Here is a 22,272-nt window from a genome sequence, read left to right on the forward strand (position 1 = left end):
CCCGGGTCTCCCGGGCGCTGTTTGACTATGTCTGTATGCCTGTTCCTTACTCGGCCGAACTTACCGCCCCGGCAACCGCTTCATACGGGAATTGTTGCAGGAAATAAGGCAGCAGCTCGGAAGCCACCGTCTCTACGCTGAAAGAGCGCCCGGTGCATTCCGCAAGCGAAGTCACTCCGTATTCAGCGATGCCGCAAGGGATAATCCCCGCGAAGCCGCTCTGACCGATTCCGGCCGATACGTTGAAGGCGAAGCCATGGCTGGTGACAAAACCTCTGCGGAATTTACACTTGTTGAACTTGACGCCAATCGCACATATTTTCTCATCGCCGACCCATACTCCGGTATACCCCTGCTTGCGGGTTCCTGTAATCCCATAGCCCTCCAGATAGGCAATGATCACGGATTCCAACCTGCGCAGATACCCGTGCAGATCGACCTTGCCGTTCTCGCCCAGCTTCAGCAGCGGATAGCCGACGAGCTGGCCGGGGCCATGATATGTAATATCTCCTCCGCGGTCAATCTCAAACAGCGCAATCCCTTGTTTCTTGAGCTGTTCCCCGCTGAGGAGCAGATGCTCCGGATGATTCTGTGAACCGATGGTGTACGTAGGCGGATGCTGCACAAGGATCAGCCGCTCGGAGGCGGTACCTGCGTCAATCGCCTGTACCGCCTGCTTTTGCAGCTCCCAGGCCGCCCCGTACTCCATCAGCGGGAGATAGGTAACCTCCAGTTTGCTTAAGTTCAGGTCATCCATGATCATAAGGTCCCCTTTGCTTCTCATTCTCCCTGTCCCAGGAGTCCACAGCGGCCTTGATTAATTTGAATTAATTAGTACAGCTTCGTATCCGGCGTATACCCTTCCACGTTATCCTTCACGCGCTGCAGGAACCGTCCGCTGATGACCCCATCCAAAATCCGGTGATCCAGCGACAGGCAGATATTAGCCATCGACCGCACGGCAATCATATCATTGATGACGACAGGCTTTTTGACGATAGATTCAAAGGTTACAATCGCCGCCTGCGGATAGTTAATAATCGGGTAAGACAGAATCGAGCCGAATGAGCCGGTATTGTTCACCGTGAACGTGCCGCCCTGCATATCGTCCAGCCGCAGCTTGCCTTCACGTGTCTTCAGCGCCAATTCGTCGATCTCGCGGGCCAGCCCGGCAACATTCTTCTGGTCGGCCTTCTTGATGACCGGCGTCATTACGGAATCCTCCGTGCCTACGGCAAGCGAGATGTTGATATCGCGTTTGACGATGATTTTGTCAACGGCCCAGACCGAGTTCATGATCGGGTAATCCTTGATGGCACTGACAACAGCCTTCATCAGAAAAGCCAGATAGGTCAGGTTAATACCCTCTTTGCGCTTGAATTCGTCCTTCAGCTTGTTGCGAAGCACCACCATATTGGTCACATCAACCTCGATCATCGTCCAGGCATGGGGAATCTCCGAGACACTCTGGCGCATTCTTGTCGCAATGGTATTGCGGATCGGTGTAACATCAATCAGATATTCCGAGCTGCTGCCCCGTCCGCCTTCGATCTCAATCGTCGGAATCTTCGGTGATTCACTGAGATGCAGGCCGGAATTGCGCACCTGCTGATGCACATCATGAACCGGCTGGAACACCGGCTGCAGCGCTGCCGGTGCAGGAGCGGCGTCAGGTACAGGCGCAGCGGCGGGTGCTGCTGCGGGTGCTGTGGCTGCGGGTGCCGGCGGCTGAACGGCAGAGGCGCCGCTTGCAAGGAACGTGAGCACATCCTTGCGTGTGATACGTCCGCCCAGGCCGGTGCCCGGCACGGCCGCAAGGGAGATGCCGTGCTCGGCGGCCAGCGTCTGCACAGCCGGAGAGTAACGGGAGCGCATCGGAGCCGCGGAATCATAAGCCGCGGCAGCCGGTGCTGCCGGCCGCGCATCGGCGTGAGGCGGCTGCGGCGCGGTGCCGGATACTGCCGCAGGTACAGCGGCAGTTGCGGGTCTGTCCCCAGCCGCTGCCTGCGGCTGGGCGGCAGAGCTTGGCGCGGAGGCAGCGGAACCAGCCACTGCGATGCGGGCGATGATCTCGCCGACGCTGACCGTCTGGCCTTCTTCCGCGAGCAGCTCAACCAGCGTGCCGTCCACCGTAGCAGGCAGCTCCGCGTTCACCTTATCCGTAATCAGCTCACAGATCGGCTCATATTGCTCAATGGGATCGCCCGGCTGCTTCAGCCACTTCCCGATGGTTGCCGACACCAGCGATTCCGCGAGCTGCGGCATAATTACATCCGTCAGCGTTGTATTGTCAGACATAATGTCACTCCTTAAAGTTTGGTAAGCATAGGCTTCCTGAATCCGCTTCGACAAAACTGGCTTCGGAAGCAACGCTTAAGTTTGGTATGCCTATACTTCCTGAATTCACTTCGACAAAACTGGCTTCGGAAGCATACGCTTAAGTTTGGTAAGCCTATACTTCACGAATCCGCTTCGCACACAACTGGTCTCGGAAGCATACGCACGAAATCCTGCCTCAAATACAACATTCCACCACTTAAAGCGGCCAGAAGTCAAAAAAGTTGCACAAAAGGCAGCATTCCTCATCATCCAAGCGGATAAGCGTGTAAATTGTTGCAATTCATGCAGCAATCTATCCGCCCCACCGCTAATCCCGAATCTAAGTTGCAATAACTGCAACATTCATGCCCAATATACATAGCAGGGTGAGCTTAAGTGTGAGGAGCTCACCTGCTGTTCCGTATGTCAATACTCATGTTCCTATATCAGTACTCCGCCAACCGCAGCATCTCAGCCTTCACCTTGTCCTTGCTCAGCAGGAAGAACTTCTCCATCGGCGGAGAAATCGGCATCGCCGGGACGTCAGGCCCGCACAGGCGGAAGATAGGTGCATCCAGATCGAACAGACAATGCTCGGCAATGATCGCCGCCACTTCGGCGCCGATGCCTCCGGTCTTGTTGTCCTCGTGGATAATCAGCACCTTGCCGGTCTGCCGGACAGCCGCAATAATTGCGTCGCGGTCGAGCGGCTGGAGCGTGCGCAGATCAAGGATATGCGCGGTAACGCCATGCTCGCTCTCCAGCTCCTCCGCTGCCTGCATCGCAAAATGCAGCGGCAGGCTATACCCGATCACCGTAATATCGCTGCCTTCACGCAGGAGATTCGCTTCGCCGATAGGCACCGTGTAGTCGCCCTCCGGCACATCCCCCTTGATCAGCTTGTAGCATTTCTTGTTCTCGAAGAACAGAACCGGGTCCGGGTCACGGACAGCGGCCTTAAGCAATCCCTTGGCATCTGCTGCCGAATAAGGGGCCACAATCTTAAGTCCAGGTGTACCGAAGAAGATGGATTCAGGACACTGGGAATGATACAGTCCGCCGAAGATTCCGCCGCCGATAGGGGCGCGGATAACGATAGGACAGCTCCAGTCATTATTGGAACGGTAACGGATTTTGGCCGCTTCGCTGATGATCTGGTTCGTTGCGGGCAGCATGAAATCGGAGTACTGCATCTCGGCAATCGGCTTCATACCGTACATGGCAGCGCCGATAGCAACTCCTGCAATAGCTGACTCCGCAAGCGGGGTATCAAGCACACGTTCTTCGCCGAACTGCTCCTGGAGTCCCTTGGTGGTTGTGAACACGCCGCCCTTCACGCCGACATCCTCACCCAGCACGAATACCGACTCATCGCGCTCCATTTCTTCCTTCATTGCCAGCCGGATTGCATCAATATATTCCATCATCGCCATGGCTTAAGCTCCTCCCTTAAGGCCGGATTCATCGTACACATGCAGCAGCGTATCTTCCGGTTTCGGGAACGGTGCATTCTCCGCGTAGGTTATGGCCTCTTTCAATTCAAGATTATATTCGGCAGCCAGATCACGCTCCTGCTCGTCACTCCACAGACCGAGTCCGGTGAGATACGTGCGGAACGCGGCGATGCCGTCTTTTTTCCAGTTCGCATCGACTTCTTCCTGGGTCCGGTAAGCCAGATCATTATCCGAAGTGGAATGCGGCGAGAGACGGTACATCATCGCTTCAATCAAGGTTGGTCCCTCTCCGGCAACCGCACGCTCCCGGGCTTCCTTCACGACACGGTAGACCTCAAGCGGATCATTGCCATCCACCCGGATGCCGGGGAAGCCATACCCCAGCGCACGGTCGCTGACCTTGCCGCCAAGCTGCTTATGAGCCGGGATGGAGATTGCATACTGGTTATTCTGGCAAAATATAATGACAGGCAGCTTATTCACACCTGCAAAGTTACAGGCTTCATGAAAATCCCCCTGGTTACTGGAGCCTTCCCCGAAGGTGACAAAGGAGACGAACTTCTTCTTCTGCATTTTGGCCGCCAGCGCGAAACCTGCCGCATGTGGAACCTGGGTCGTTACCGGACTAGAGCCCGTTACAATGCGCAGGCGCTTGCTGCCGAAGTGGCCCGGCATTTGCCGGCCGCCGCTGTTGGGGTCCTCCGCCTTGGCGAATACGGACAGCATCAGCTCTCGCGTGGTCATTCCTACCGAGAGAACAAACGCATAGTCCCGGTAATACGGAAGGAAAAAGTCGTTCTCCCGGTCCAGCGCAAATGCAGCCGCGACCTGCGCCGCTTCCTGCCCGATGCCGGATACATGGAAGTTGATCTTCCCCGCGCGCTGCAGCAGCAGACTGCGCTCATCATATTTCCGTCCGAGCTGCATGAATCTGTACATATCAATAACCTGGCCGTCAGTGAGTCCAAGCTGCTTATGTCTGTTAACCGTTTCTACAGTACCTTGGGATTCCATATAAGAGGTACCTCCTAAAAGTTTGGTTGGTGTAAACCGTTCCGGGTCCGCAACCGTTCTGCCGGCTCGGAAGTGTTCACCTGGTGTGTTAAGCTATGACTCAGCCTTGCTTTGCCCTGATCCTATAACCAGGTACTAAATCCATTATAATCCCTTTCCCTCCAAAAAGAAAAGCCAAAATCACCCCACCACGCGGAGTCTTTAGGGTGAAACTGGACTCAGCTACTGTCCAGGGACCTAATATAGCCGGTATAGAGTCATTTAGGCGCTTCACGCGCCTTCAGCTCCTTCCGGCTAACTGTATAACCTCTGTATCGTATCCTAGTATCCGATTGCTCTTCCATCCACCGCCAGCATCGCTTCCCCGATAATCTCCGAGAGCGTCGGATGGGCATGAATCGCCTCTCCGACCTCCCAAGGTGTTGCATCCAGGAGCTGTGCCAAGGCGGCTTCACCAATCAGATCGGTCACATGCGGCCCGATCATCTGTACCCCGAGAATATCCCCGCTCTTCGCGTCGGCAACCACCTTCACGAAGCCGTCCTTCATTCCGTAGACAATCGCTTTGCCGATGGCGGAGAAGGGGAACTTGCCGGTCACGGTCTCGCGGCCGAGCTGCTTCGCTTCCTTCTCTGTATAACCGACACTTGCCACTTCGGGCCGTGTATAGACACAGCGCGGGACCAGATGGGCTTCATATGGATGGAGGGCTTCGCCCGCCAGATGATTGACGGCACGGATGCCTTCATGGCTGGCGGCATGGGCCAGCTGCAATCCGCCGATGCAATCCCCAATGGCATAGATATGCGGTTCACCCGTCTGCATATTGGCATTCACCGCAATGACGCCTTTGTCGTAGCGGATATCTGTATTTTCCAGTCCAAGATTCTCGATATTCGCCACGCGTCCGACAGATACCAGCAGCTTCTCGGCCGACAGACTCTGACTCTGCTCCCCCTTGCGGGCTTCAATCGTAATCCCCGTCTCCGACACCTTGGAAGTCTCTGCATCTACCGTGGTGCCGGTCAAGACCCGGACTCCGCGCTTCTTCAGCAGGCGCAGCAGCTCACGGGCCACCTCTTCATCCTCCTGCGGCAAAAGCTGGCCGGCAGCTTCGACTACAGTGACCTGCACACCGAAATCAGCCAGCATGGAAGCCCACTCCACTCCGATCACTCCGCCGCCCACAATAATCATGGATGCCGGCAGCTCCTCAAGCGTCAGCGCTTCCTCGCTGCTCAGAATTACCTTACCGTCCGGCGCAAGGCCCGGCAGAACACGCGGACGCGAGCCGGTGGCGATGATGAGATTCGTGGAGACCACGGTCTCCATCTCGCCATCCTCCATCTCCACGGCCACTGCGCCGCTGCGCGGGGAGAAGATCGACGGGCCGATAATCCGGCCCTTGCCTTTTACAATCTGAATCTTATGCTTGCGCATCAGATACTGCACGCCCTGATGAAGCTGCTCCACAACCGCTTCCTTACGCTGCTGCACTTTGGGGAACACCAGCTCTACGCCTGTTGTCTTTATGCCATAGCTTTCGCTCTCATTAATTTCCGCTAATACCTCTGCACTGCGCAGCAGTGACTTGCTGGGAATACAGCCGCGGTGCAGGCAGGTTCCGCCCAGCTTGTCCATTTCAATAACGACGACGGATTTGCCCAGCTGCGCAGCGCGGATCGCCGCCACATAACCGCCGGTACCTCCGCCAAGTATCGCCACATCACAGGTCATTGTCATGATATGTATCCTCCAGTCATTCCTCTAAAGTTCAGCCTAACCTATTATATTGTACTCTCTTTCGCTGGTAATACAAAACTTACAAACGTCATGTATGCATGGACTTTTGCAGATTGAAGCGTTATCATATGGGTAAATTCCAACGGCTGCGAAGAGGAGCGACTGTTATGAAACTGCTGATTTCACGCTTCATTGCCATCCTGATCCTGGTGATCCCCGGCCTACTGGCCATGACGGGCTTCCTGATGATGAAAGATGATCTGTTCAACTATTTCGCGATGCATGGTGACGACACGGTCGTACCGGACTTCGCGTGGCTGCATTTTGGCGGCGGACTGCTGCTGTTCCTGGCCGGAATGAGCTTCCTGGGCGGCTGGATTCTGACCCGCGACCGCAAGAAGAACTATGTGGGCCCCCGCTTCAGAGAGAAACAAAAAGCCGAGCAGCCCCCGTCCTAAGCCAACTTTTGTTCATAACATATAGAAGCAGGGGATGCCTCCAGCCATCATTGAACCGGCTGCGAGGCATCCCCTTGTTGTTAGCTATTGAACATTTAACTGGAGGACTCCCGATTCACACCAGACGCCGCGTGAACCGCACAATGTGCTCTGTGAGAATGCGCTACGAGTCTACGGCTCACAGGCTAAGAGTCTATCGCTCAAGGGTTACGAGTCCATCGCTCAGGCACTACAAGCATAACACTCATGCGCTACGAATCTATCGCTCATGCGCTGCGACTCTAACTCTCATTGCGTTACGAGCCTGTGACCCAAGCGCTAAGTGTAATTTGTACAACTATAATGCTCGATTTCGGTCCATGGAGAGGTATAGCTGCACTTCGTACACTTATAAATCACTACTTAGCGTATAAAGACTAATGTGCCCGATCTTAGTTGTAAGGAATACATCTATCCGAGCTTATTCGGTAATCCGCAGCTTTATAGCTGCACGAAATACAACTATCCGTGAGATTACAAGATACGAGATACGAGATACGAGATACGATTCACAGTATGCGGTACGATATTAGAGCTTACCAACAGCGCAATTGCACAATGTACAACAGAAAAGAGTAATATCAGGCAAAATTCAGAGGCTATTGCACTTCGTACAGCAGAATTCAGGCAAAACCCGCTTTTCACCCTAAATCATCAAAATCTAATGTACCAAATACAATAGAATGCAATTTCCCGCTGAAAAATCAGATGTCTATTGCACAAAATACAGTTACCTTATAAATCATGCGCCGCAGCTTCTGCATTCCGTTCGCCGTATTCACCAGTGTGAGCATTACCCCGCTTCTTCTTACTTACAACACTTTCCGTACTTACCTCACTTGCCGCCTTACGCACTTCCCCTTACCCTTCCCCTCACTCATGCCTCAGCTATGACTCACTCATGCCTCACCCATGTCTTACACATGCCTCAGCAATGTCTCACTTATTTCTCACTTATTTCTCACTTATTTCTCACTTACTTCTCCCTCATGCCTCAGCCGCTTCTTTACTCCCCCGCACCAGCTCGCTGTATAGGCCGCCCTGCTGGAGCAGCTCCTCATGGGACCCCTGCTGAAGCAGGCGTCCGCCCTCAAGCACCAGTATGCGGTCGGCAGCCCGGATCGTGCCCAGTCGGTGGGCTATGACGAAGCTGGTCCGGCCCCGCATCAGCGCCTGGAGGCCTTCCTGAATCTTGATCTCGGTCACCGTGTCGATGCTGCTCGTAGCTTCATCCAGCACCAGCATGGACGGATTCGCGAGAATTGCCCGGGCAATAGCCAGCAATTGCTTCTGTCCCTGGCTGATGCCGCTGCCGTCAACGGACAGCATCCGGTCGTAACCGTCCTGTAGCCTCATGATAAAGGCATGAGCATTGGCAAGCTTCGCCGCTTCCTCGACCTCTTCGTCCGTGGCATCCAGTCGGCCGTAGCGGATATTATCGCGGATCGTGCCTTTGAACAGAAAGGAATCCTGCAAGACGAAGGCCATCTGGCTGCGCAGGCTTTCCCGGGTAATCGTGGACAACTCCCGTCCGTCCAGCGTAATGCTTCCCCGGCTCGGATCGTAGAAGCGGGACAACAGGCCGATCAGAGTGGTTTTACCCGCCCCGGTAGGTCCAACCAGTGCAATCATCTCACCGGGCTTCGCTTCAAAAGAAATATCCTGTAGCGTATCCGCGCCCCCCTCATAGGAGAAGGACACGCCCGAGAATTTCACCGCTCCTTCCACATGCTGTAGCTTGACCGCCGCGCCTTCATCCCGGGCTTCCGTCTCTTCATCCAATACCTCGAACACCCGCTCCGCTCCGGCGATAGCCGACAGCAGCGTATTCCACTGATTCGCCAGATCGTTCAGCGGACGGGTGAACTGGCGCGCATATTCGGCAAAAGCGATAATAATCCCTACCGTCACAAGCCCGCGGATCGCAAGCAGCCCCCCGACTCCGGCAACGATAGCAAAGCTCAGGTTGTTCAGGCCATTCATCAGCTTGGGGATAAAGCCCGAAATTGCTTGGGCCCAGTATCCCGACAGCATAATCCGCGTATTGCGCTCCCTGAAGCCGGTAATCACCCGCTCCTCTTGTGAGAAGGCCTTAATAATCCGCTGCCCGGACAACGTTTCTTCGATGAAGCCGTTCAGTTCTCCCATATTGCGCTGCCGCTCCTTGAACAGCGGACCGGTCCGCCGGGTAATCCAGCGCATACCCAGCATCATCAGCGGCACTACAATGAAGGTCAGCAGCGTCAGCAAGGGACTGAGCCACAGCATTACACCGACGGTGCCGACCAGCGTCAGGATGCTGGAGAAAATCTGAATCGCCGAGCTGTTCAGCGTCGAGCTGATATTCTCAATATCGTTCGTGAGCCGGCTCATAATTTCTCCCTGCTGCCTGCGGTTGAAGAAGGAAATCGGCAGGCGGTGCAGGTGCGCGAACAACTCCGTCCGCATACGGTAGACCGTCTCTTGGGCCACTTCGATCATCCAGACATTTTGCAGCCAGGAGACCAGTGAGTTGAGCAGATAGACCAGAGCCAGTATCAGCAGGAAAATGCCCCAGGTTCTGCCTCCCGCCCCGCCCAGATAATCGTCCACCGCCCGGCTGATCAGATAAGGTCCGAGGAGCGACAGGCCTGAGCTTAACAGAACCATGAACAGCACCAGTACCAGCTTGGCCCTGTGCTCCGCCAGGTAATGCCATATCCGTCCTAGTGTGCCGGACCAGTTCTTAGCCTTGGCCTTCGGCTTCCGGCTGCCCATCGCCCCGAAGACTTTGGCCTCCCCGTGACCTACCTCCAGCTTCGGATAGCGGAACGGCTCAATGAGTGCTTTGAACATGCTGCGCCTCCCCTGTCTGCGATTGATAGATTTTGCGGTACAGCGCGGACTCTTCCATCAGCTCGGCATGGGTCCCTTGCGCAATCAGGCGGCCCTCATCCAGCAGCAGAATAAGATCTGCCGATGCGGTCGAGCTGATCTTCTGTGTAATCAGGAACGTGGTACAGGACATTTGTTTGAGCTCCGCCAGCAAAAGCCCCTCAGTCACCGCATCCAGCGCACTGGTGCTGTCATCCAGAATTAGTATCGCGGGTCTGCGAACCAGCGCCCGCGCAATCGTCAGGCGCTGCTTCTGCCCGCCCGACAGGTTGACTCCGCGCTGCCCGAGCTGGGTGTCGTACCCCTGCAGCAGCGCTGCAACCGTCTCATGAATCTGGGCCGCTGCCGCCGCCTGTTCAATGTCCGCCTGACTCGCCTGGTCGTTCCCCCAGGCAATATTTTCACGGATGGAGCCGGTGAACAGCAGCACCTCCTGCGGCACATAGCCAATCGAGCGCCGCAGTGCCTGTATATCCATTTCTGTGTGATTTTTTCCGTCCACCCGGATCATACCGCTGCCGCATTCATACAAGCGGGGAATCAGCGTGACGAGAGAGGATTTGCCGGAGCCGGTTGCCCCCATGATCGCTACACGCTCGCCCGGCTGCACGGTGAAGGAGATGTCCTCCAGCACCTTAATATCACTGCCCGGATAACTGAAGCTGACCTGCTGGAATTCAACCTTACCTTGAACAGCAGGCGCCTGATGGTCAGAGCCCATGTGGAATACACTCTGGCTCTGACCATGCTGTGAAGAAAGACCAGCTTGTACTGGCGTAGCTCCGTTCCCGGTCGTCATACCGAGCTCTCCCGGGCCTTCACTTGCCGACATCACTTCAGCAATCCGCACAGAAGAAGCCCGGGCGCGCGAGAAGCTCACCATAATCCAGGACAGTGCTGACAGCGCTCCCATGGTGCGCAAGGAGTAATTAATAACCGCAACCGTCTGCCCCAGTGTCGCATCCCCTGTGGAAATCTCGATGCGTCCGAACCATAACACTGCCAGAATCCCTGCATTCACGATGATCATGATGAACGGTGTCGAGGTCTCCGTCAGCCGCAGCGCAGCCACAGTCGATCTCATCAGCTCCCCGCTGAACGCAGCAAACCGGCCAATCTCATGGCCCATCCGCACAAATACACGAATCAGCCGGATACCGGTCAGATTCTCCTGAATGACCCCATTGACGCCGTCCAGCCGGTTCTGTACATTGCGGAACAGCTCAGAGGCCCGGCGCATCAGCCAGATCATGAAGATCACCAGAAACGGAAGCGTTACCGTAAGCAGCAGCCCCAGCTTGACATGCACCACGAGCGCCATAACCACGCTGCCTATCACAACCAGCGGAATACGGGTCATGAACCGCAGACCCATGAATATCGTATCCTGCAATTGAGACACATCACCGGTCAGCCGTGTAATGAGCGACGAGGTCGGGAAACGGCTGAATACATCGTAAGTGAAGGATTGTACCTTCTCATACAGCTTATCCCGCAGGTCGAACGCAAACCCCTGACTTGTATGAGATGCAAAAAAGGAGCTGAGTATTCCCGCAAGAAAAGCCACTGCCGCGCTCCCCACCAGCACACCGCCCCACAGCCAGACGACAGCCGTATCCTGCTGCCGGATACCGTCATCTATAATTTTGGAGATCAGCAGCGGCTGCGACAGCTCAACCGCCAGTTCGATCAGCATCATGACCAGCGCGGCAATGGCGGCGACACGGTATTTTTTAAGATAAGTGAATGTCAGCTTCATCGAAGATACCCCATTTGTTTATTCGTATAGCGCTTCCCGCAGACGGGTAGACATGGCAGAGCCTTGTCCCGACTTCAGAATAACCCGCCGCAGCGCCTTGTTGCTCCGTTCAAGCTCGGTCAGCTCAGCCAGCAGTTCAGCCAGCAAAATCTCCGTATCCGGGACCAGCTCCCCCTTCTCCCGAAGCAGGTCCACCCGCTCCTTGTATTGCTCCAATTTCTCTGTCACCCTGACCAACTTCCCTTCTGTTCACATCATTCACCTGCTGAAGACACAATTGGGTTCATTATATCACATCCCGGGCAGGAGCAATGTTTTCACTGGCACCCCCAGGCCCGAATATGATACTCTAGTAAGGTCGCCTTTTTCGGATGAATATTAGACAAGCTGAACAGCGAAAGGATAGATGGACATGGCACAGTTGTTTTTCAGGTATGGAGCTATGAATAGCGGCAAATCCATTGAGATTCTCAAGGTTGCACATAATTACGAAGAGCAGGGCAAGTCGGTGCTCCTCTTCACTCCATCCCTTGACGACCGGGACGAAGTCGGTTATATCTCCTCCCGGATCGGACTGCGCAAGCAGGCCATCCCTATCGACGAGAATACGGATATTTACAGCATCGTCAGCACCAGTCTCCCGAAGCCCCACTGTGTGCTGATCGACGAGTGCCAGTTCCTGAGCAAAGACTGCATCCTTCAACTGGTGCGTATTGTAGATGAGCTTGAGATTCCGGTGATGGCCTTCGGCCTCAAAAATGATTTTCAAAACAACCTGTTCGAGGGCAGCAAATATATGCTGATCTACGCCGACAAGATCGAAGAAATGAAGACCATCTGCTGGTTCTGCGCACGGAAAGCCACGATGGCGCTTCGGGTGGAGAACGGCAAGCCCGTATACAGCGGCAAACAGATTCAGATTGGCGGCAATGAAGCTTATTACCCGGTCTGCCGCAAATGCCACAAGAACCCTCCTTTGTAAAATTACCTTCCGATCCTATTTAGCCTATTGTTATGGATTTTAATCATTTTATAGAGAAAAACACAAAAACGCATCCCAGCCGGATCAGGCCAGAATGCGTTTTTGATTGTTCAGTCTAATGAATCGCTTGAAGCGCCTTGTGCTCATCTTCCTTATGGACATACAGCTCATGCTGTACCGTTGCCTTACCACCGAAGGCGGCGCGCTGGGTGGTCGCAGACATTCCGCCGTTCATCTTGGAACGGTGCGGTACGCCTGCTGCCGAGAGGCGGCTTTTGACTCTGAAATATTGTCCTTCGTCAAAGGTGGTGTATATTAATGTGCGCTCCCGCGGGATGAAGAAATGCCAGATGCCTTTCAGTACGCTTGCCATGCCCTCCCCTCCTGTCCCTGTGTAGCCCTCTAGTTCAAATAACGTTCCTGAAGAATCCGCAGATGATGCAGTTCATGCCCGATGATCAGACAGATCTGGGCTCTGACCGACATAGCTATGGCCCCGAAGCTGCCCGTGCGCGTATAGGCATCCTCTGTCAGACTGTCTATCAGCGCCAAGGTGGACTCCCGGACGATCCGGTAGTGCGCAATCATCTCCTGCAGCGTGAAGCGGTCGAATTCACCCGCAGCCGCATAATCATTCTCCTCATACCCCGGCAGCGGCGCCTGCTCTCCCCTGGCGAAACACAGCAAACGGTAGGACATAATGCGGTCGTTATCCGTCAGATGCCCGATGACTTCCTTGATACTCCACTTCTCCGGGGCATAACGGTACGCGCCTTGCTCCTCCTTCAGTCCACCGAGCAGAGCCAGTACCTGCCGGGTCTGCTCTCTTAGAATCACTTTCAATTCACCTTCTGGCGGGACCAGGGAAATATATCTGGACTGAAATTGGCTGTATTCGTCTTGTTCTGGACGTCCGATCATGGGAAAACTCCTCTCAAATACATTTTTTAAGAAATATTTGCCGGAAAGTGTCAAAAGCTGTTGTTGAATTTTATCCTATTATGTATAATATCAGGAAGTTAGCAACTTTGGAATTTGGGAGTGTAAGCATGTTGGATTTCGTGCTGTATATGGTATTTTCAATACTGGAAACTTACGCAATGTTTTATTTAGCTTTCAAAGTTTTCAAGATTGATATTTATCCCAAAGAAATGTTATTCGCTGGCGTACTTATGGCATTTGTATCGTACGTTCTCCGTAATGATTATGAATTGATATTAACAGATGTAGCTCTTCAATATCTGTTGACCTTCTGCTTTTTATGGCTTTTGTTTAGAATTCATATTTTTTATGCTGCCATTATGACAGGATTATCCTATTTATCGTATATGCTCATTCAATCAACCTGCTATTTCTTAATGAAATTGACTGGTTTATACTCTATAGAATTTCCATTTTTGACCGTTGGTGTTTATATTCTTCAAATGATTTCCGTTGTACTTACGATCATAATTGGTTTCAATATTGGTAAACATAGAAAGGGATTTGATTTCGTACCTGATAAACAAAACGTCAAAATAAAGATTGCCATTCGTGAAATCAAAATTTTCATCCTGAGTGCACCTGCTGTATTCATTGTTATACTAATGCTAATCCTAGCCCAAAGATATTCGCAGTATTTCTTCCTCATACCAATGATTTATGCCATTCTACTCTATGCTTACCTATATCTTTCATATAAAAAGGATCGAACTCACAATGAATTCATTAGCTAATAGAATTGCAATCGCGATCAAAAATGCAAATCCTGAGGAAACCCATTCAGTTGAAGTCATGCAATACTCACTAGGCATTATTTTAAACACACTGTTAATCATAGTGAGTACAGGATTCATAGGACTTATTTTCGGCCGTTTTGCAGAATGTATAACCTTTCTGTTATGCTTCTGCGTACTACGCCTCACCTCTGGCGGTTTTCATCTAAAAACAGCTATGGCCTGTAATGTTGTCACTACTTTATTAAGCACCTTACTGCCCTCTTTAATTACCTTTTCGCAATCAGCTCTTTTGATTGCTAACTCCATCAGTTTGATCATTGTCATTATATTTGCTCCAAACCCGGACCAAAATGCAAGAATTCCCGCTTCTATATATCCTATATTGAAGTTGGTTTCTATAGTAATGATATCCTCTAATTTTTTCCTTCAATCGGCTGTAATCGGATTGGCATTTTTAATCCAATCATTAACAGTAATTCCTTGGACAAGGGGGGACAACATTGAAAAAAATTATTGCTAAACAAGCCTCAGCCGTTCTTGCTGGATCTGCACGTTTCTTTGTTTCAATTATGAAGCCAGCCTTCCACAGCCCGAAAGCACCAAAAGAATTGCGCAAGTAATTGCAAGTAATCACACAAGGATGGGGAAAACATGCGTGTCTTACTAAACGACGGTTCCTCCCTTAGTATCGGGGAAGAAGATATATTGTATTTCTCCAACCATAAGAATACAATATTCGTCCATACGAAAGAAGGCGAATTTGTTCTCCCCACCACTCTTTCCGATTTATATGCAGCATACGGGGGCATAGGCTTTGAACGTCTTGACCGCAGTAATGTAGTGAACATTGGCAATATTGACGGTTATGATTCGGAACGGAAGATCGTTCTGTTCAATCAAGGAGAACAATTTGCTACTGTATCAGAATCCAATGAAGCCAGAATCAAGAAATACCTGAGCACACGCCCAACCGATGCATAAGGGACTTATCTTCTGTCCTTAAAGTGTCAAAAAAGAGCGATTCTCCGTTATTGGAGGATCGCTCTTTTTTGGCTCTGAGAAATTTCACCTTTTGAAATGATTTGATGGTCCCCCGCTTAAACAGCGGAGAGAACGGAACGACCCGCGTAAAAGCGTCAGCGGTCGCCTCTGTCCCCGGAACAACGGTCCGTTCGCGGAGCGTCCATCCAAGCGCTCACCCCTCTCCCCAACTCAAAATCAATTATTATCACATATTATCCAACTTATGTAAAGATAAATTCAGAGGGCGAATGACAGCAGACGGATTTTCTTCCAGATGGTACCATTTAAATAGATTCGTATCCTTTAAATAGATATCAAGCGTTCCCTAACACTCTCAACCATGATGGAGGAATTCAATGGAAACTTACTTTCATCCTTCTCCGCGCCCCTCATCACTTGAGCTATTGTCTGACGAACAATTAATAAACATCTATGAATTGGCGCTGGAAGCCAAGGCTTCACCTGACTTTATCCAAATTATCAAGAATGTCCTCACTGTACGGAATCTATCAGACAGAGATCATTACGATGCTTAACCTGTAGTGTTCCAGCCTTTGATCATTCACTATCCAGTCCTACCCTGTTTGTATTAGTATGTTGGCCCGGTACTGCCGGGGTAACATACTTTTTGTTATGCTGAATTGTTTAATTTTTATGTTAATTTCAATATCTTTCCGCTATAATATTCATTGTGTTTGTTACCTATTTTGACAACAGAAGGGATGAAAGATTGCATGAGGCATAATTTACAGCATTTGCTGCATAAAACGTTTCTATCTTCACTCGCACTTACTTTAACTGTATTGCCCTTAGGGGGAATGTATGCGGCAGCAGCCCCAGCCGGTTCCACGATGAAGCTGCGGATTATGGAGACTACGGATATCCACACCAACCTGCTGTCTTATGATTATTACAAAAGCTCCGCCGCCCTAACAGTCGGACTGGCCCGGACCGCCAATCTTGTGAAGCAGGCCCGCCAGGAGGCCGCCAATACGCTTCTCGTGGACAACGGAGATCTGATTCAGGGAACTCCGCTAGGAACGTACAAGGCGCTTGTCAGTCCCATCAAGGGCTCTGAGATCCATCCTGTATACAAAGCCATGAATCTGATGGGCTACGACGCTGCCACCTTTGGCAATCATGAATTCAACTACGGTCTGGATTATCTGGAGCAAGCGATCCAAGGTGCGAATTTCCCTTATGTTAACGCCAACGTGTATGTAGATGACAAAGACGGCAATCCCGATAACGATGTCAACAAATACAGCCCTTATAAAATTATTACGAAATCCTACAAAGACGAAGCCGGCGGCGTACAAACGCTGAAGATCGGTGTGCTGGGGCTGGTAACTCCGCAGATCACAGAATGGGATAAGAGCCATCTGGACGGCAAAGTCATTACCAAGGATATTGTAGCGACCGCAGAGAAGTTCATCCCGCAGATGCGTGCTGCCGGTGCGGATCTGATTATTGCGATGACTCACTCAGGCTTCAGCGGCAATGCCCAGCCTTACGTTAAGGCAGAGGACGCTATTTTCCCGTTGAGCAAGGTTGCCGGTATTGATGCTATTACCTTCTCCCACACGCACAAAGTCTTCCCTGCTGCCGACGAGAAGTCGCTGGATGTGCTCTTCAAGGATGCCTCTGGCAAAATCCTGCCCGGCGTTGACAATGCCAAAGGAACTATCAACGGTGTCCCTGCGGTCCAGGCCGGATACGGCGGCAGTAATCTGGGCCTGATTGATCTGACTCTGGAGAAATCGGAGGGCAAGTGGAAGGTCGCTGCCTCACAATCCTCCACCAAAGCCATCTATGATGCCGTGGCCAAAAAATCTACGGTAGACGCAGACCAGGCCATTGTTGATGCCGTGCAGGCCGATCATGAGGCAACGATTGCCTATGCGAACAGTCCGATAGGTACGACAACCGCGCCGATCTACAGCTACTTCGGGCTGGTGCAGGATGATCCGTCGGTGCAGATCGTTACCACGGCGCAGAAACAGTATGTAGAGAAATACATCGCAGCCAACCTGCCGCAATATGCGGGTATTCCGGTTCTGTCGGTCGGCGCTCCATTCAAGGCCGGACGCAACGGACCGGAAGAGTACACAGACATTCCGCAAGGGCCTCTGGCCATTAAGAGTGCCGGTGACCTCTATCTGTACGACAATACACTGAAGGCGATTCTGGTGAAGGGCTCGGTCGTCAAGGAATGGCTGGAGATGTCTGCCGGCAAATTCAATCAGATTGACCCGTCTAGAACAGAGGCGCAGGAGCTGCTGAACTCCTCCTTCGCGGTCTACAACTTCGACATCATCGACGGTGTAACGTATCAGGTAGATGTAACCAAGGCAGCCAAGTACAAGCCGGACGGCTCCGTGAATGACGCTTCCTCCAGCCGGATCATCAACCTGCAGTACAACGGCAAAGCGATTGATCCGAATCAGGATTTCATCATGGCCACCAATAACTACCGTGCAAGCGGCGGCGGGAACTTCCCTGGTGTCAAAGGCAGCAAATACATCATCGACTCACCGGATGAGAACCGCCAGATTCTGATGGATTACATTACGGCGAGCAAGACCATTAATCCGTCCGCTGACAACAACTGGTCGATTGCTCCGGTCCCGGGTAATGTGAAGGTTACCTTCACTTCATCGCCTAAGGCGGAAGTCTATGCCAAGACAACAGATAATATTGCCTATACCGGCCAAATGGATGACAAAGGCTTCGGCATCTTCTCCCTTGATGTAAGCAAATCGGTAACCCCTGAGGTTCCCGTGACTGATCCGCCTGCTGAACAGCCGGCAATTCCTGTATTCACAGATGTTCCTGTGACGCACTGGGCGGCAGGTTACATCAACAAGCTGGCTGAAGACAAGATCATCTCCGGCAAAACTGCCGATACCTTTGATCCGAACGGTCTGGTCACCCGCGCAGAATTCGCCAGTCTGCTGACCAAAGCCCTGAAGCTGAAGGTCAATGTCTCATCAGCCTTCACGGATGTACCAGCGTCTGCGTGGTATGCGGGGGCCGTTGCTGCAGCGCATGAGAACAAGCTGGTTAGCGGTGTAACCGCCAATACCTTCGCTCCCAATCAGTCCATTACCCGTGAACAGATGGCCGTTATGGTGAAGCAGGGGCTTGATCTGCGCGCTGGCAAAATATTAACCGCAGGTGCAGCGCTCCACTTCAGCGATTCTGCCTCCATCAGCGCCTGGGCGACCACCGCTGTAGCCGTCGCTGCCGATAAGAAGATTATTGCCGGACGCACAGATGGCAGCTTTGCCCCTAAGGCGACTGCTACCCGGGCTGAAGCGGCCAAAGTAATCTCCAATCTGTTATCTGCTTCTGTAAAGTAAACATTTCAATGAACAGATTACAAGGAAAAATCGCTGTAGTCACAGGGGCGAGCCGTCCCGGCGGAATCGGGGCGGCCATCTGCCGGGCATTGGCCGCTGAAGGAGCCAGCCTATTTTTCACCCATCTGTATGACTATGATCAAAGCAATAATCCAAGTGATGTCGATGAAAGCTGGCCTGAGCTTTTCGCTAAGGAGCTGCGCCAATTCGGTGTACAGGCTGGACATATGAAGCTGGATCTTGCCATGCCGGGTTCAGGCTCCTTACTGCTGGACGAAGCCAGCCAAGCGTTGGGTTCTCCGACCATACTCGTCAACAATGCCGCGTATAGCGTCGATGCAGATTTCAGACAATTGAACGAGGCGCTCATCGACGCACACTGTGCGGTGAATATCCGGGGAACATTCATGTTATCCGCAGAATTCGCCCGCAGATTCGAGGCAGAACACACTTCCTCTTCCTCCCCCGGCACGTTCGGCGGACGAATTATTAACCTGACTTCAGGTCAGGGGAAGGGGCCGATGCCCGGAAACCTTGCTTATGCTGCTACCAAAGGCGCCATCTCTGTTTTCACCGAATCTCTGGCCGCAGAGCTGGCACCGCTTGGCATCACCGTAAATGCTGTGGATCCCGGACCCACCGACTCCGGCTGGATGTCTGATGAGGTCAAGCAAGCGCTGCTGCCCCAATTCCCAATGGGCCGGATCGGTATTCCTGAAGATGCAGCACGCCTGATCACTTTTCTCGCCAGCGATGATTCCGGGTGGATTACCGGTCAGATCATTCACTCCAGAGGCGGTTTTTAACCAAACAGCAGCCGTATCGGACGCCAAAAAGCCATCCTCCGCATCAGTGTGGGGATGGCTTTTTGGGATATACGGTCTATTCGATAATTTCTGTCTTGAAGACATTCTCCAGCTTACCGCCGAGCCGCTTCTTGAGGGGGACCTTGATATCGCGTCCCAGCTCCTTGAAGAAGGTCTCTGCATCGCATTTCACGTTCTGGGCCAAGGCGATAACGGTTCCGTCGCCAACGATATTCTGGTTCACTTCAAGCGGTACATCCACTTCAATATCGTATTTTTTGCTGAGCGTCTTGATGTATCTTGCAAAAATCTCCAGCAGCTCATCGTTATTAAAATTCTCGATTGCAGCTTTTCCTTTGCTGGTAAACTTCATATTGATTCTCATGTTTCGTATCCCCTTTTCTGTCTAACCATTTGTAGTTTGTTTATGGATCAAGATGAATAGATGGCTGCAAGAAAGGGCAACATTATTCATTTTTGAAGCTAGCTAAGCCAGGCCCTTCTTTACTTATATACGCCCTTGATCTGCTGAACTTTGAACTGGGTGAATTCCTTCAAGGACTGAATAACCAGATCCTGTTCCTCTTCCTTCAGCTCATAAATGCCTTCACGCAGCCATTCTCCGAATAAGTACGCTTGGCGGCCCTGACGAGGCTGTCGGCGCAAGCTGTCCAGACTTCCTTCGAACTTATCGTTCAGCACATCGGTCAGGTTGTATTTCTCGATCTTCTCTATTACCATTCCTGCCCCATATTCCGTTTCATAAACGATAACTTCGTCAGAATCAAAGGAAACGTATGACGTTTCTTTGTCTTCCTTCGCCCGGAATTCCTTCAGCTTGTTGAACGCCGTTTCGTAAATGTAATCCTGGGACTGATTATGCTGTGGCAGCTTATATCCCTGCTTGAGCGTTTTGATGTATTCAATATCAGGCATATAATCTGCCAGATGATACATCCGGTTCTTAAGATCCCCACCAAGTGCCTCAATGATCTTATCGAGGTTATCCTTCAGCGGAATACTCTCCCCCCGTTCAATCTTACTGAGCTGTGAATAGCTGATGCCGCTCTTCTCTTCAAGCCCCCTTAGGGTTAATCCTCGGGCTTTGCGGAAGTGCCGGATGAAATTCCCCAGCTCATCGGGGTAATTATCGAAATCGTTCATAAGAGCCACCTCTACCTATATCATAACACAAGACAACAATTTGTGTTTCATAATAACAATTGTTTGTGTAAATTCTTTGGACGAGAATCATTAAATCCCCGGGATGGCCCCTTAAGTACAATATATGCGCTGGCACCCCGCTCTAATTGTATGGATGTAATTTCCATAATTGAGAACAGGTTTGTTCTGATTTCCTTATTCTCTCAAATACGTCCCATTCTTATCCGATAAAAACTAATGTAAACATAAAACCACAACTGGAGGAATGTTCATGTCTTACACAATGGAAGTCAATGTTGCCAAAAACCAGGTGATCGTTAGAGCTTATGGACTTACAGAAAGTGACGTACCTGCATACATATCCGATTTCGAGAACGCGCTGCAGAAGCTGAAGCCAGGATTCACCGGAGTAACCGATGTAACGGGTTCCCCGACAGTACTCTCGCCTGAAGTAGCCGCTCTGCTCGCCCCCACCGGTGACCGCGCTATTGAGGCAGGGGTTGGCGGCTGGGTATACGTCGCAGACTCCCCGGTATGGAAAATGCAAATGAAGCGATTGTTCGGCAAATTCGCCGTTCATTACCCTACCTACGAAGAAGCCGATGCTTACCTGAACAGCCTGGGCAACCAGGCGGTTAATTGAGAGATAGAACAGGGTAATTGAGACATACGCGAATTTGTATGGAGCTGGAGCAGGAATTAATTGAAAAAGTTAATATCATTGCATACAACTAAGCCCCTAAGAGGATGTCTCAGGGGCTCATTTGTTATAATTAAAATTCCTTTTCTGAATCATAAATTACATTTCCTGATTTTCGGGAACAGCCAATCCGATAACAAGCTGCTATAGATTCCACATGTAATGACCCAGGTGTTTTTTGAAAAAAGCCACTCACGAATGGGACCTATGTTAGCATACCAAACCTGAAACTGGCTCTCCAAGAGGTAGGAGTGTAAGGGATTGATTGGTATTAATAACTGGATGGTGCCAGCTATGCTTGCGTCGCCTTTTTCATATTCAAAATTTAAAATTTTAGCATTTTTTCTTTTATTATATAATAAATAACATCTTCTAGGAGTCAGAACCATGGACAAAATGAAAAAAGAGTTGGTATTAAATCTTTGGGGTGTTTCCTTAGTACTAAGTTTATTGTATAGTTTTTTAATTGTGAATGTAGATAATCAATTAGTGACTGAAGCACCATACGTAAGTGGTCCTGGTGGAGCAGTTATATTCGTGTATTTCTTTCTAATATTATACGTAATGCATCTTGTAATTAGCTTAGTTGGCTTTGCTGTTAAAAAAAGTACTAAGAGTTCTTTGTTTAAGAGACTCTTCTTTTTTAATGTCATAGGGCTAATTATAATTGGAATCGTTTATTTTATTGTTAAAGAAGGAATCGTATTCTTTTTGATTTTTTCTCTCGCCGTATACTCTCTAATCTCTGTAATCAATCATCGTATGGACTAATTGTCCGCAGTACAATTTTAATGTTTGCTCATAACTTGCCAATAAAAAACCGCCTTTTATTGGATTTTTGGAAACCCAATAAATAG

At 51.1% G+C, this 22,272-nt stretch carries 21 protein-coding genes; 9 read left to right on the top strand and 12 right to left on the bottom strand.

Annotated elements, in window-relative coordinates:
- Window positions 1-46 precede the first annotated feature (46 nt).
- The 5 genes from lipB to lpdA all read right to left on the bottom strand — a co-directional run bounded on the left by lipB (window position 47) and on the right by lpdA (window position 6,530).
- Window positions 47-757 (bottom strand): lipoyl(octanoyl) transferase LipB, encoded by a 711-nt coding sequence (gene lipB / locus KDC22_RS21520; protein WP_425516958.1) that lies wholly within the window; start codon window positions 755-757, stop codon window positions 47-49.
- 74 nt (window positions 758-831) lie between these two features.
- Entirely contained in the window at window positions 832-2,298 is a 1,467-nt protein-coding gene (locus KDC22_RS21525; RefSeq protein WP_211720265.1) for a dihydrolipoamide acetyltransferase family protein, read from the bottom strand.
- Window positions 2,299-2,765: 467 nt separating this feature from the next.
- Window positions 2,766-3,752 carry an alpha-ketoacid dehydrogenase subunit beta gene (locus tag KDC22_RS21530; RefSeq protein WP_173129450.1) on the bottom strand — a complete coding sequence of 329 codons (987 nt, stop codon included), beginning with the start codon at window positions 3,750-3,752 and terminating at the stop codon, window positions 2,766-2,768.
- Between the two features lie 3 nt (window positions 3,753-3,755).
- Window positions 3,756-4,787: a thiamine pyrophosphate-dependent dehydrogenase E1 component subunit alpha gene (locus tag KDC22_RS21535; protein WP_211720266.1), complete on the bottom strand. Its 1,032-nt coding sequence runs from the start codon at window positions 4,785-4,787 to the stop codon at window positions 3,756-3,758.
- A 321-nt stretch (window positions 4,788-5,108) separates the two neighbouring features.
- Window positions 5,109-6,530, bottom strand: coding sequence for a dihydrolipoyl dehydrogenase (gene lpdA / locus KDC22_RS21540; RefSeq protein WP_211720267.1), 1,422 nt, complete (start codon window positions 6,528-6,530; stop codon window positions 5,109-5,111).
- Window positions 6,531-6,697: 167 nt separating this feature from the next.
- Here lpdA and KDC22_RS21545 point away from each other — a divergent pair, with 167 nt between their 5' ends.
- Window positions 6,698-6,988, top strand: coding sequence for a DUF2627 domain-containing protein (locus KDC22_RS21545; protein WP_211720268.1), 291 nt, complete (start codon window positions 6,698-6,700; stop codon window positions 6,986-6,988).
- A gap of 1,026 nt (window positions 6,989-8,014) precedes the next feature.
- Here the strand turns inward: KDC22_RS21545 and KDC22_RS21550 are convergent.
- From KDC22_RS21550 to KDC22_RS21560, 3 genes are read right to left on the bottom strand one after another with little or no spacing between them, the layout of a single operon-like run.
- Window positions 8,015-9,862: an ABC transporter ATP-binding protein gene (locus tag KDC22_RS21550; protein WP_211720269.1), complete on the bottom strand. Its 1,848-nt coding sequence runs from the start codon at window positions 9,860-9,862 to the stop codon at window positions 8,015-8,017.
- A complete protein-coding gene (locus KDC22_RS21555) occupies window positions 9,843-11,660 on the bottom strand; it encodes an ABC transporter ATP-binding protein (RefSeq protein ID WP_211720270.1) in 1,818 nt (605 codons plus the stop codon). Before KDC22_RS21555 ends, KDC22_RS21550 begins: the two co-directional genes overlap by 20 nt.
- A gap of 18 nt (window positions 11,661-11,678) precedes the next feature.
- Entirely contained in the window at window positions 11,679-11,888 is a 210-nt protein-coding gene (locus KDC22_RS21560) for a hypothetical protein (protein WP_211720271.1), read from the bottom strand.
- A 184-nt stretch (window positions 11,889-12,072) separates the two neighbouring features.
- Between KDC22_RS21560 and KDC22_RS21565 the strand changes: the two genes are divergently transcribed.
- Complete coding sequence (locus KDC22_RS21565) at window positions 12,073-12,642, top strand: thymidine kinase (protein ID WP_173129472.1); 570 nt, start codon at window positions 12,073-12,075, stop codon at window positions 12,640-12,642.
- Window positions 12,643-12,757: 115 nt separating this feature from the next.
- Here the strand turns inward: KDC22_RS21565 and KDC22_RS21570 are convergent, their stop codons facing one another.
- Window positions 12,758-13,015, bottom strand: a complete 258-nt coding sequence (locus tag KDC22_RS21570; protein ID WP_211720272.1) for a hypothetical protein — start codon at window positions 13,013-13,015, stop codon at window positions 12,758-12,760.
- Window positions 13,016-13,044: 29 nt separating this feature from the next.
- Window positions 13,045-13,563, bottom strand: coding sequence for a DinB family protein (locus tag KDC22_RS21575; protein WP_211720273.1), 519 nt, complete (start codon window positions 13,561-13,563; stop codon window positions 13,045-13,047).
- A 777-nt stretch (window positions 13,564-14,340) separates the two neighbouring features.
- Here KDC22_RS21575 and KDC22_RS21580 point away from each other — a divergent pair.
- From KDC22_RS21580 to KDC22_RS21600, 5 genes are all read left to right on the top strand, one after another.
- A complete protein-coding gene (locus KDC22_RS21580; protein ID WP_211720274.1) occupies window positions 14,341-14,880 on the top strand; it encodes an accessory gene regulator ArgB-like protein in 540 nt (179 codons plus the stop codon).
- A 131-nt stretch (window positions 14,881-15,011) separates the two neighbouring features.
- Window positions 15,012-15,341, top strand: a complete 330-nt coding sequence (locus KDC22_RS21585; RefSeq protein WP_211720275.1) for a LytTR family DNA-binding domain-containing protein — start codon at window positions 15,012-15,014, stop codon at window positions 15,339-15,341.
- Window positions 15,342-15,739: 398 nt separating this feature from the next.
- A complete protein-coding gene (locus KDC22_RS21590; protein WP_173129495.1) occupies window positions 15,740-15,919 on the top strand; it encodes a sporulation histidine kinase inhibitor Sda in 180 nt (59 codons plus the stop codon).
- Window positions 15,920-16,117: 198 nt separating this feature from the next.
- On the top strand, window positions 16,118-18,745 hold the full coding sequence (locus tag KDC22_RS21595) for a bifunctional 2',3'-cyclic-nucleotide 2'-phosphodiesterase/3'-nucleotidase (protein ID WP_425516959.1): 2,628 nt from the start codon (window positions 16,118-16,120) through the stop codon (window positions 18,743-18,745).
- Between the two features lie 8 nt (window positions 18,746-18,753).
- Window positions 18,754-19,551 carry an SDR family oxidoreductase gene (locus KDC22_RS21600; protein ID WP_211720277.1) on the top strand — a complete coding sequence of 266 codons (798 nt, stop codon included), beginning with the start codon at window positions 18,754-18,756 and terminating at the stop codon, window positions 19,549-19,551.
- 76 nt (window positions 19,552-19,627) lie between these two features.
- Here KDC22_RS21600 and KDC22_RS21605 read toward each other — a convergent pair whose 3' ends face one another.
- Window positions 19,628-19,936, bottom strand: coding sequence for a hypothetical protein (locus KDC22_RS21605; RefSeq protein ID WP_173129503.1), 309 nt, complete (start codon window positions 19,934-19,936; stop codon window positions 19,628-19,630).
- A gap of 119 nt (window positions 19,937-20,055) precedes the next feature.
- Window positions 20,056-20,715, bottom strand: coding sequence for a helix-turn-helix domain-containing protein (locus KDC22_RS21610; protein ID WP_211720278.1), 660 nt, complete (start codon window positions 20,713-20,715; stop codon window positions 20,056-20,058).
- 271 nt (window positions 20,716-20,986) lie between these two features.
- Between KDC22_RS21610 and KDC22_RS21615 the strand changes: the two genes are divergently transcribed.
- A complete protein-coding gene (locus KDC22_RS21615) occupies window positions 20,987-21,358 on the top strand; it encodes a hypothetical protein (protein WP_173129509.1) in 372 nt (123 codons plus the stop codon).
- A gap of 444 nt (window positions 21,359-21,802) precedes the next feature.
- Entirely contained in the window at window positions 21,803-22,186 is a 384-nt protein-coding gene (locus KDC22_RS21620) for a hypothetical protein (RefSeq protein WP_211720279.1), read from the top strand.
- The last annotated feature ends 86 nt before the right edge of the window (window positions 22,187-22,272 follow it).

It is taken from the genome of Paenibacillus tritici (assembly GCF_018207515.1).
Taxonomy (GTDB): Bacteria; Bacillota; Bacilli; order Paenibacillales; family Paenibacillaceae; genus Paenibacillus_AQ; species Paenibacillus_AQ tritici.